Here is an 11,805-nt window from a genome sequence, read left to right on the forward strand (position 1 = left end):
TTTTAGATTATTGAAATTGATTCAATTCAATCTCGCAAGGATGGAGCAAAAGGAATCATAAGCTTCCCCCAAAAAGCCTATCAACATCTTAAATAGAAGCGTCTTTTATAACGATTGCAAATTTGATTGATTTACTGGCATAGTTCCAAGATCGTAAAGGAGTAAAATATTCTTAATAGTTATAATATTTAACTTCAAAGGTCTTTTTTTAAGGTGCAATAGAAAATATATAACAGCAGTAAATTATAGTCATCTATATGTATGTAAAAAATAATGATTGAAATCATTATTTTTTACATACGGCAAATGGACTTGATACATTTTTCCGCCACAAAAAGCTGAGGCAAATTTTAAAGAAATTTCAGCTTGAAGTGGATACCTTTTTAACGCAAAAAATTAAGGAAGAAACATCTCCTCCTGCATTACAATGCAGATCCACAATAATTTTGGCTATCGTCTGATTTTGAAATTCCTTCAATATCTATTAAATAGATGCGGCAGAACCGGCAAAAGCCTTTTTAAAGCTTATAAAGACCAAAAACGAAAGAGACGGCCAGTAGGCCGTCTCTTTTACTATTGGATAATTAATTTTCATATTCTTTTTCAGTCCGTTACGGCACTATTCCATAAAAACGCCTTATCTGCAGCACTGCCTCTTTTCGGTGAATTTAAAAAAAGAAAGCAAAGCTATTCCAAATGCGAAAGCCCCGTGCATTATTCTTAGTACTGGCTTTTAAATGCGGCTAGTTTATAATGACCTTTTTGGTGGCTTTTCCCTGACTGGTGATCACCTGAAAAAAATATATTCCTTTTGCCAGAGAATTGACAGTAATAACAGCCTTCTTTTCTGTTTTCACCAATTGCCCTAAAGCATTGTAGACATTTATTTCCTCCAATGCCAAACCATCTTCCAAACTAATGGTTACAGCCTCTGATGCTGGATTTGGATAAACTGAAAAACTGCCCAGAACAAAACTGTCTGAACTCAAAACAGGCGATAGGCCATAGACGCGGACATGGCCGTTTGTGCCATTATAAGGGGCTCCAATGGCCAGCGCACTGCCATCTCCAGACAGAGAGACAATATGGCCGCTTTCATCTCCAGGCGCTTCCCCATCTATATCGGATCCTATTTTTATCCAGGCGCCAGATACATTTTTATACACACGAACCGATCCGGAACGGTCTCCTTTTCCATCATTGTAATGGGCTCCAATCGCCAGAATGCTGCCGTCACTGGAAAGGGAGACGCTAAAGCCGCTCTCATCGGAAAATGCTTCTCCAATTATATCGGCCCCCAACTGTGTCCAGGTTCCCGAAACGTTTTTATACACGCGGACATATCCGTTATAGGATCCGTCTCCAAGATTTCCGGGAGCTCCAATGGCAAGAATTGTCCCATCGCCAGAGAGGGATACGCTCGTACCGCTTCTGTCTCTGGCTGATTTCCCATCTATATCGGCCCCTATCTGCGTCCAGACGCCAGATACATTCTGATAGACGCGCACTGATCCCGCATAAGTTCCGCTCCCGCTGTTTAGGTAGGCCCCAATAGCTAAAGTATTTCCATCGCTGGAAAGGGAAATGCTATTGCCGCTATAATCCCCGGCTGCTTCTCCATCTATATCGCCCCCTATTTTTGTCCAAGTGCCGGACACATTTTTATAGACCCTAACCGATCCTGTAGCATCTCCCTTTGCATCATTATAAGGAGCTGCGATAGCCACGACAGTGCCATCACCGGAAAGGGAAACGCAAATGCCGAAATTATCTCCAGCGGCTTCCCCGTCTATATCGTCCCCTATCTGTGTCCAGGCGCCAGATTTATTCTCATAGACGCGGACTGATCCGGCCTGGTCCCCGCTGGCGTCATTTGCATAAGCTCCAACAGCCAGAATGGCGCCATTGCCGGAAAGGGAAAGGCTGTAGCCTAAATAGTCGCCTATTTTTTCCCCGTCTATATCATCTCCTATCTGCGTCCAGATGCCGGATAGATTTTTATAGACCCTAGCCGATCCTGTGTGGTATCCGCCTGCGTTTGCCTCATTTATCCAATCTCCTATGGCAAGGATCGTGCCGTCATCAGAAATGGAAGCGCTGACGCCGACCATGCCTTCAGATGGGTCTCCTTTTATATCATTTCCCATTTTTGTCCAGGTGCCCGATACATTCTGGTACAGCGAAACTGCCCCCGCATCAGGTCCGTTTCCATCATTAAATGGAGCTCCAGCTGCAAGGGTGGCGCCATCACCCGAAAGGAAAACGCTAGCGCCCAGATTATCGCCGGCCGCCACTCCATCCATATCTGCCCCCATTTTTGTCCAGGTTCCCGATACATTCTGATACACCCGAACTGATCCCGCATCAGCTCCATTTCCGCTATTTAAAGGCGATCCAATTATTAGCATAGAACCATCGCTTGAAAGGGAAATGCTTTTGCCGCTGCTGTCTCCAGCCGATTCGCCATCGATATCCCCTCCTATTTTTGTCCAGGTGCCGGATGCATTCTGATACACCCGAACTGATCCCGCATCAGCCCCATTCCCATCATTTCCCGAGGCTCCAATAGCCAAAGTATTGCCATCGCTGGAAAGGGAAACGCTAGCGCCGCTATTATCTCCTCCTGCTTCTCCATCTATATCGGCTCCAATCTTGGTCCAGATTCCCGCAACATTCTTATACACCCGAACAGATCCCGAATCAGTTCCATTTCCATCATTTCCGGGAGATCCGATAGTCACAATGCTGCCATCGCTGGAAAGGGAAACACTGGAGCCGCTGGCATCTCCAGCCGCTTCCCCATCAATATCGGCTCCCACCTGTGTCCAGACTCCGGCAACGCTCTCATATACCCTTACAGATCCCGCATCGGTTCCATTTGCGTCATTTCCTGGAGATCCAATGGCAATGATATTGCCATTGCTGGAAAGGGAAATGCTGCTGCCGCTATTATCTCCGACCGATTCCCCATAAAAATCCGACCCTATCTGCTGCCACCAACCGGAAACATAATAATACAGCCTGACCAATCCCGCATCAGCTCCCCCCAGATCATTCCCTGGAGATCCAACAGCAAGAGTATAGCCATTACCGGAAAGGGCGACGCTGCTACCGCTATAATCGCCAGCCGCCACTCCATGAATTTCGTATCCTATTCTTCCCCAGCTGCCCGAATCGTATTTATATACATTGACAGATCCTGTTTCATTCCCCCTATTGTCAGTGCCGGGAGATCCAATGGCAAGGGTCCTGCCATTGCTGGAAAGCGAAATGCTGCTGCCGCTATGGCGTGCAGTGGGCTCTCCATAAATATCATCTCCAATTTGCACTTGCCCCATACCCAATAAAGGAAGCAGAATAAAAAACAGTAATTTTTTCATCATAATTTTTAAGGTTAATTGAATCAGATCTTCTAATAACTTGAGAGTACGAATATAGCTTTTTTTGTGTTAAATATTATTTTTGCACGGCTTTATATATAAGCCCAAATGCTTTTGTTCCGGTACAGGCGCGATCCAATCTCCAGCTTGTTTCACCTGATCCTTTTTGCAGTCTGAAGCCCAATGGAAGGCAGGGCCAATACCTTTTTTGCCGCAAAAATTAGGTCTATCTATTATATCATCTAACGGCTATAAACTATCAGATAGCATCTTGCCGCAAATTCATTCAGGCATGCAGAGCGGCCGCACGCGAAAAGCCTCTGAAAGCATCAGATGCTTCCAGAGGCTCCATTGGGGCTAGCCAGTCTATCTTACCTGGTTCTCATTGCTTTAATAAGCTTAGCATCTCTTCTATCCGCTCTTGAATTCTGGAGCGATACCACAGCCCATATGGCTGCGGGAATCCAACCGATCAGCGTAATCTGAAGAATAAGGCACAGCAGCGCGGTCAGAAGCTTTCCTCTGAGAAGAAAAGACAGCGAGGGAAAGAATATGGCAATTAAGGTCATCATAGTTTCAGTTTTAAAGGAATTTATGGTTCTCAACCGAAGGATTTAAAAATCCTTTCTGAAATATTAGTCGATACAGAGCCTGTTTTGTTTCAGAAAAACAGCATTAAATGTCAGGCAATTAAAAAATCAGTACGATCTGATCTTTCTGATCATCTTCTCCAGAGTCAGTATGGCTATGTTTTTATCGTTCTCTTCCGCATTGTAGGATTTGCTTCGAACCGACTGATAGGACAAGTCCTTTTTAAAGGCCGTTGAGAGATGGGGCACTATCCTCTGAAAGACCAGACTCATGGATCTGGACTTGACAATGCGCGCTTCATCTGCCGCACGGAGGATAATCGCGATCTGATCTGCAGACAGATCGCACTCCAGCTTATATTTATGCCTCTCCTCAGAGCTCAATTCTGCATTCAGAACAATCGCAAGTTCAGCCTGCTTCTCCAAATAGCCAAGCTCATGCTTAAACCAATTCTCCAAAACGGTTTTAACAGGCTGCAGCCCTGCATTAAAAAAAAGCTTATCGCTGCAATAGATCTGGCTGAACTCCTTAAAATACAGACTCAGCAGAATGGCCTTTTCGGAAAAATTTTCCTTCGCCTCCATTTTAGACACTATGCGCCTTTCCAGCAGACTGATATAGGCAGGGCTGTTAAAATTCAAGCCGATCAGCTTCCGGTCAAGCGCAGAGAATAGGCCTTCTTCCAAGCACTCAGTCTCTGCGAGCCCATTTAGCAGGGTTCGCTCATAGAGCACCTGACGGAAAGTGACCCTGCTTCTGCTCTGCAGTGACAGCGCTTCGCCCAGTTCCTGAGCCACCACTTTTAATGCCTCCTGCATTTCTTCGCTGTTAGATTTCCGCTTCTGAAGGCTGTTTAATTTCAGCTGCAGCTCCTTGCGGGAAACCAATAGATAGGTGATCGGGACTTTTTCATCCAGACTCAGATAGCCCGAATAGCGCTGCTCCAAAAATGACAGCAGCCCATCCAGACATCCAATGACCGCTTCCCCGCATTTTGAGATAAGAGCCGATTGGAATATGATGCTTTTCTGGCTGTCTGACATCCTATCCAATAGAAAAATTAATGTCGAATGGTACTTTCGGACCAGAAGGCGGATCTGCCTCTTTCGCCTAAGGGCAAATATTTCATTTTTAATCCGAACCTGAATCTGCTTAGATTCTTTTGCCGCATCTTCTGAAATTGCAGCCAGTTCATCTTCTGACATTTGGCTAAGATCTGCCCTATTGGGATTAAGGCGTTCCAATATCAGATTATCCAGCCATTCTAAAGGATATTTGCTCTTCATCATTTTCATGTTTTAATTGCAGTTAATAGGGACTAACGACTCTTAAATCTCTCGGCAGCTTCTGCACGGTATTCTGACGGCGTGCAGGACATTAATTTTTTAAAAAAGATATCAAATGCAGACGGCGAGCTGAACTGCAGCTCTTCTGCTATCTCGGCAATGGTAAAGACAGAATCCTCCAGAAGGTTTACAGCTTCAGCCAAAACTGCATCTGTGATCATCTTCTTGGCCGGTTTTCCAGTAACCTGTTTCACCACCCTATTGAGATAGCCCGAAGTGACATACAGCACTCCGGCATAAAATTTCACCGTATGATGCTTTCTGCAGTGGATGGACAGCACAGTGAGAAACTGCACAGCCAGCTTTTCGGCCCTTGAAATGTGAAGTCCACCATAAGCAAAATACTTGGAGTAGATAAGCTTGAGTTCAAACAGCAGCAGATTGGTGCTGATGCGCCGAAGCTCCAATTCAAAATCGGTGCTAATCTGATTCATTTCTTCCGCATGCAGTAGTCTGCAGATCAGTGAGAGCACCAGATAATCGCTTGCCTCTAAACTGATTTTCACAGCATCTTTCACTTTCAGAAAGAATAAAGAATCAGCCTGTAAGTTCATACTGCCCGTCCTATCTTTCAATGAAGAAAGTCGGATTAGATAAAACCGCAGTTTTTCTCCACCTTCCATCTCAGAGCAGTGGGACTTCTTTGGAAATATCAAAAGATCATGCGCTTTCAGATCATGGACGGTTTCTCCTGACCTTATTTTAAATCTTCCTGATTTCATTAACAGCACCGCAGGATACCTAACTTGGAAAGAATCCCAAGAAGAAAACTTTATCCAATATTCTTTCACGGCATATACAGCAACTCCCTTAGAAAACAGGCCGTTAATTTCGCTATTGATCAAATCTTTAAGCATAGTTTGATTGATACATTGAAGCTTAAAAGAAACTGGCAATGCTAGTCATCAAATCTTTTCCTTACTGCTATATAGAATAGGCTATAAAGGTTTAAAAGCACTGTAATATAAAGCAGATAAGCCATGAATCTGGGATGTCCGCTCCCATGAGTATCAATAGCAGTCTCTTCAGCTCCATTCCAGCTGAACAGACCTATAATCAGATAAAGGCTCAAAAGATTAAAGCAGACAAGCAGTATAAATAATATAATTGGTAGTTTCATTTTAAGCACTTAATTACTAAAGAATCCTTTCCAGTAAAGCTATGATTGAAACAATCGGCACTTCATTGGTCCCGAATAATGGTCTTGCAGGCTTGCTTCCAACAAGAATATCCCAATCCTTATCCTTTCGCTCCTCTTCCGAATACAGCGAATACCTTGATATCGAAGCAACTGTAAGAATGGTTTCGGTTTCTTCCGAAGTGAAAACTGTATCAGCAAGCACCTCTTCTTCATAATCTGTAATATAGCTATAGGTAATACTGAATTCCTCGAGCCTTTTAACGATAAGATGTTGAAGAAAATTAATCAGGTTAGTTTTTGCATAAGCCTGCAGCACACTGTTCTGAACAATGGAGATCATGCTGTTATCGGGATCATCCATTATAGACTGCACCATCTCGTCTGTAAAAGGTATTAGCCTGCTGCTCTTCCCTTCTCCTCTGTCTAATTTATTCGAAATATGCCTGATCTGATCTGCTAGTTCTGAAACTGAATTGGGAGAGTGGTTCTTCTGATAATAGACTTCAAGCGCTTCATAGATTCTCTTTCCTTCCATATCAAAAGGGTTAATGGGATTCGCAGGAAAATTATTATCCGTGACAGGCGCATTGGCTAAATCAGTTAAAATCTCTGCAGCTTCAAAATCTTCATCAGCAGAACATGATACAGATAAAAGGATCGTAATAATGCATAATAAAATGGTTTTCATGGTTTAATGGTTTGAAGGTGAACGGGAATTCCTTCCCAGTCCATTTCATCCGGATAAGCAGAACTTTTACCTGGCACCCTGCCCGGCATTTTGCTTTTGAATTCAAGACAAAACTATTTCGTCTAAACATCTCTCACAACCTGACTTGTGTGGATTTTCGCCATTTCCACTACGGATTTTCGGAAAATCCGTAGTGCATCTCACGACAACAAACATCTATTATTCAATAGTTTATATTATTTTTATATTAACTTAAAGTAAAGCTATTGCAGCGATTACCATCTTTAAGCTTATAATATATTCCCAGCACAATCCCAAACTAACCATAACTATGATTAAACCAAATTCACTTTTATTGCTCCTGATGTTTTTCTGCGCAGCTTCAGCCCAGAAAAATCCTTTCAAAATTCCCGATTCACTGAAAAATAAAGATTTTGAATATCTGGATGACCGCTTCTATATGCATAAAAAAGATAGCGTCCGTGCATCATTATATGCCTATGCTTTTCTCTATAAAGCTAAAAAAGAGCAGAATCTGAAAGAAATCTTAAACGGTTACCAAAACCTAATGCTGATCTCCCCCGAAAAGCTTCGGATAGCATATACGGACAGTATGGTTAATACCGCTAAGAAAGCAAAGGATGACGCACTGATCGGTTCAGCCTATTTAAGCAAAGGCACAGCATATTACGGAATAAAACACCAGCAGCAGGCAATGGATAATTATCTTATTGCCAACAGCTATATATCAAAAACAAAAGACCAGTACCTTATCCATAAAGTAAAATACTGCATTGCACTGACTAAATTCTACATCGGCTTTTATGATGAAGCTGCATCCCTGCTGAAAGAATGCTCTGACTACTACAGACAGACACAGGCCAAACCGTATTTAAATTCCCTTCACTCTCTCGGACTCTGCTATAACAAGCTAGGAAACTACGGAAAATGCACTGAAATAAACGAACTTGGAATCTCAGAATGCATAAGGCTTAAAATTGAGGAAATGGCTGCCTACTTTACACATTCTGAAGGAATCAATGAGTATTTTAAAAAGAATTATGGAGCGTCGATCAGAAATCTAGAATCTTCACTTGAAGCCATTAAGGAAAATAATGATTTCGCAAATGAAGCAATCGGTTACTTCTATATTGGAAAAAGCTACTGGTCGCTGCATCAGAAAGAAAAAGCTATAATCTATTTTGAGCTCGTGGATAAAATCTTCAACAAAAAAAACTATCTGAGACCTGATTTAAGACAGAACTTCGAACTTATGATCAGCTATTATAAAACTAAAAAAGACTTAAATAAGCAGCTTTATTATATTAATCAGCTGCTAAAAGCCGACACGCTGCTGACAGAAACCAATAAATACATCATCGCAAAAATACATAAGCAGTATGACACTAGAGAGCTGCTTCTCGAAAAAGAAAGAATAGCTGAAGAGAATCAGAACATGAGCGCGGAACTGATTTGGGAGAAATACTATGACCGTATATTTGCTGGGATTATTATTGCACTTTTTTTCATCTTAGCAGCGGTTACCTATCGATATTACAAAACCAGAAAAATATATAAAAAGAATTATAAGCTGCTGATGGAAGAGCTTGATACAAAGAAAAACAGGCCTAAATCAAAAACAGAAAAGGCTCCTATTAAAAATATTAGTTCCGATACAGTAGCCTTGCTTCTCAAACAGCTTGAAAACTTCGAGAAAGATAAAAAATTCCTTGAAAAAGACTGGAATCTTACAACTCTTTCTGCAGCCTTTAAAACAAACCCAAAATATTTGGCCAGCATAATTGACCATTACAGAGATAAAGGCATCAACGAATATATAAACGGAATGCGTATCGATTACATTACTGAACTGCTCCGTAACGATTCAAAATTCAAGCTTTACAAGTACGAGGCACTTGCAAAAGAAGCGGGTTTCAGCACCACAGAACGCTTTACAAAAGCTTTCCTAACAAAAACTGGAATTGCACCGGCATATTTCATTGCAGCGATAAAAAAAGAAAAACAATAGACTTTAATTTCTTTCAGGAGTTAGGATATCTCATTTAACTTTATACTTTTACGCCGTAATTAAAAAATGACATTATGAAAGACCTTATAGCAAAAATCACTGCTGAAATCGAAACATTCAAAACTGAATCTGACTCATTAGCAGAAAAAGGAGTTAAAGCTGCAGGAGCAAGAGCTCGCAAATCATCGTTAGAAATTGAAAAACTTCTAAAAGAGTTTAGAAAAGTTTCAATTGAAGAATCTAAAAAATAAATTTTAAGAAAAAGTCCATCTATCAAGATGGACTTTTTTTTGAAAATATTGCCTTAAGGGTTTTAACAAAACCAGATTATTAAATACTTAACTTTAAAAATTCAGAATCAAATTCTATTCTTTAGTGAGGCATTAAAAATAATATTTAAAAATTTTCAAAATGTATATCAATCATCCTGATCCACAAATCGAGAAAAAAGTTAACTTCTTCTATGATTACTATCTATTCACTGTATCACAAATGGGTAGAAATTCAGATTTCGAGATAGATAATTTTCAATCTCTTACTGAAAAAATTGTTTATCAGATTGATCATAATTTTGAACTCTGCAACGCATACTTGCTATCCTATTTAACACATCCATTGCTTCAAAGTGATAATAAATATTTTAAAGAATTAAATGATCATGAAACAATCTCTGCTTTATTTACTGAGCTTAGAATTAGTTTACGAAAAAGAGATAACGACGCAAAAAATATTGCAAAGATTGAAGCCAGTAAGAAGTTAAAAAAACATTTAGTAAACTTAAAAAAATATATGTTTAAAAATGCTCTATATTCTATCATTAGTTACCTAGCTTGTGAACATGATATTGCTGAGCATAAAGAAGATTTAAAACACTATACAAGAATTATTGCCGTTGAATTATTCTTTCAAAAAAAAAGTAAAGCAGATATAAGAAATCTATTTGATAAAATATTGTCTCGTGATATAGAAGTCTTCCCTTTTTCAAATCATTTAAAAAAAGATAATCTCAAAGACAAAGAAGAATTACAAAAATTTATTGAAAATAAATCTTTTAGAGAACAATTCGAGGGTATCTTAAACTATCTAAAGAAACCAGCAAAAAAAAATTACTTTATTTTTAGAATAGGAAATATAATATGTGAAGAAGATTTATTATTTAAATTTAATGATTTAGTTTTTTGTACAAAGAATGACTCAAAAATGATGAGTATAATAAACTCTTACGAGAAGAAAAGAGAAAGTTCAGATATTAACTTCTTTGATAGCGAATTTCACCTCTTTGCAATTGTTTCACAAAATATCAATCATGAACGAGAGGATGTAACGATCGCTATTAACAAAGCTTACGATTATTTAAGTCACATTAATAAAACATGCAATACTAGTGGCTTTATCGATAAAAATTCCTATCTATTTACAGAAGATTTTATAAATGTGGGATATAACATATCTTGGTCTGGTACGGCAAATAGATTAAACAAACAAAGTACCTCTTTTTTAGCACATAACAGCCCTTTTGAATTCCTAGCACGCAAAAGAATAAAAAGTAAAAATCATTTTTTAAGTTTTGAAGATATATATATAAAAGCCAAAACCAATAATAATATTGATGAATATTGGCGCTATCTTGAAAATTTAATTAAAATACCTTTAAAGGAAAAGTTTGCGAATTTTATTGAAAATGATTTAGTTTTAACCGAGATTGCATTAACCGAAAATTATATAGCAAATATATTGAGTTTATGGAACTACAACGAAAAACGAACTAAATTGACATTTGAAGAGCAAAAATCATTAATATTAAAAATGCAAAAAGAAAATTTTCAATATGAAGAAATTTTGTCTATTACTGAAAATGAATTCCTGAAAGATCTAATAGAATATAGAGCTAGTCTAAAAGAAAAAAAAATAAAAGATTACAGCCTCCGTATATTAAATGAGATATATGCTCAACGTAATTTTATACAACATTCAAACAAAATTCATGAAAAAACAAAACTAAAACTTGAAGCAACTATTCCAATACTTTTATCATGTTTTAGAAGTAAACTATTAACGGTTATGACACTTAATCCTAAACTTGACTTTAAAAATTTATTTGATTAAAATTTTCAAACAAGTTGAAACTTATTTAGTTAAAAATCTATTTATTTATTAGTAGAAAAAAATCAGAGAGCTTAAGATTTTTAGCTTCGCAAATTTTATTTAATGTATTTACTGGAATATTATAATTCACACTTTTTTCATTAAGAGCAGTATTTTTTATTTTTCTCACTATTGTTTCTTCAATTCCATGATCAATTGCAAACGAACGCTGAGACTTATAAGATTCAATCCAGTTCTTATAAATATAATTGCAAATTGTTTTACTAGTCTCACTCATAACTTTCACAAAGAAAAGTGAATAGATAAAAAATAGTGCGCACGAAAGTGCGCGTTTTAAATTATTTTGTTATATTTGTAATGAAATACATATTTTTGCGATACTTCATAAAAAATATTTGAAGCATTCGCTTTGAATCTTGCTTAGAAAAACTGGACACTTTTTTAGCGCGCAAGATGATAAGTGCAAATGCCTACGCTTAAAAGTGCGTGGGCTCACTTATTTGTGCGCAGGTAGTCCAGATAAA

At 38.6% G+C, this 11,805-nt stretch carries 8 protein-coding genes; 3 read left to right on the forward strand and 5 right to left on the reverse strand.

What is annotated here, in order from left to right; genetic code table 11:
* Positions 1 to 743: 743 nt before the first annotated feature.
* From OD917_RS05335 to OD917_RS05355, 5 genes are all read right to left on the reverse strand, one after another.
* A complete protein-coding gene (locus OD917_RS05335) occupies positions 744 to 3,383 on the reverse strand; it encodes a T9SS type A sorting domain-containing protein (RefSeq protein WP_263522520.1) in 2,640 nt (879 codons plus the stop codon).
* 368 nt (positions 3,384 to 3,751) lie between these two features.
* Entirely contained in the window at positions 3,752 to 3,952 is a 201-nt protein-coding gene (locus tag OD917_RS05340) for a YqaE/Pmp3 family membrane protein (protein WP_318013857.1), read from the reverse strand.
* Positions 3,953 to 4,078: 126 nt separating this feature from the next.
* Positions 4,079 to 5,260, reverse strand: coding sequence for a hypothetical protein (locus OD917_RS05345; protein WP_263522521.1), 1,182 nt, complete (start codon positions 5,258 to 5,260; stop codon positions 4,079 to 4,081).
* A 29-nt stretch (positions 5,261 to 5,289) separates the two neighbouring features.
* Positions 5,290 to 6,174 (reverse strand): AraC family transcriptional regulator, encoded by an 885-nt coding sequence (locus tag OD917_RS05350; protein WP_263522522.1) that lies wholly within the window; start codon positions 6,172 to 6,174, stop codon positions 5,290 to 5,292.
* Positions 6,175 to 6,453: 279 nt separating this feature from the next.
* Positions 6,454 to 7,146, reverse strand: a complete 693-nt coding sequence (locus OD917_RS05355; RefSeq protein WP_263522523.1) for a hypothetical protein — start codon at positions 7,144 to 7,146, stop codon at positions 6,454 to 6,456.
* 331 nt (positions 7,147 to 7,477) lie between these two features.
* Between OD917_RS05355 and OD917_RS05360 the strand changes: the two genes are divergently transcribed.
* The 3 genes from OD917_RS05360 to OD917_RS05370 all read left to right on the forward strand — a co-directional run bounded on the left by OD917_RS05360 (position 7,478) and on the right by OD917_RS05370 (position 11,281).
* Positions 7,478 to 9,175 (forward strand): helix-turn-helix domain-containing protein, encoded by a 1,698-nt coding sequence (locus OD917_RS05360; RefSeq protein WP_263522524.1) that lies wholly within the window; start codon positions 7,478 to 7,480, stop codon positions 9,173 to 9,175.
* A 74-nt stretch (positions 9,176 to 9,249) separates the two neighbouring features.
* Complete coding sequence (locus tag OD917_RS05365; protein ID WP_263522525.1) at positions 9,250 to 9,426, forward strand: histone H1; 177 nt, start codon at positions 9,250 to 9,252, stop codon at positions 9,424 to 9,426.
* Between the two features lie 160 nt (positions 9,427 to 9,586).
* Complete coding sequence (locus tag OD917_RS05370; protein ID WP_263522526.1) at positions 9,587 to 11,281, forward strand: hypothetical protein; 1,695 nt, start codon at positions 9,587 to 9,589, stop codon at positions 11,279 to 11,281.
* Positions 11,282 to 11,805 lie beyond the last annotated feature (524 nt).

The organism is Flavobacterium sp. SH_e (genome assembly GCF_025717045.1).
Lineage (GTDB): Bacteria > Bacteroidota > Bacteroidia > Flavobacteriales > Flavobacteriaceae > Flavobacterium.

Excerpts from the sequence above, each read along its gene's own strand:
- OD917_RS05355 (WP_263522523.1), bottom strand. The coding sequence starts at position 7,146 with ATGAAAACCATTTTATTATGCATTATTACGATCCTTTTATCTGTATCA.
- OD917_RS05335 (WP_263522520.1), bottom strand. The coding sequence starts at position 3,383 with ATGATGAAAAAATTACTGTTTTTTATTCTGCTTCCTTTATTGGGTATG.
- OD917_RS05365 (WP_263522525.1), top strand. The coding sequence starts at position 9,250 with ATGAAAGACCTTATAGCAAAAATCACTGCTGAAATCGAAACATTCAAA.
- OD917_RS05340 (WP_318013857.1), bottom strand. The coding sequence starts at position 3,952 with ATGATGACCTTAATTGCCATATTCTTTCCCTCGCTGTCTTTTCTTCTC.
- OD917_RS05370 (WP_263522526.1), top strand. The coding sequence starts at position 9,587 with ATGTATATCAATCATCCTGATCCACAAATCGAGAAAAAAGTTAACTTC.
- OD917_RS05350 (WP_263522522.1), bottom strand. The coding sequence starts at position 6,174 with ATGCTTAAAGATTTGATCAATAGCGAAATTAACGGCCTGTTTTCTAAG.
- OD917_RS05345 (WP_263522521.1), bottom strand. The coding sequence starts at position 5,260 with ATGATGAAGAGCAAATATCCTTTAGAATGGCTGGATAATCTGATATTG.
- OD917_RS05360 (WP_263522524.1), top strand. The coding sequence starts at position 7,478 with ATGATTAAACCAAATTCACTTTTATTGCTCCTGATGTTTTTCTGCGCA.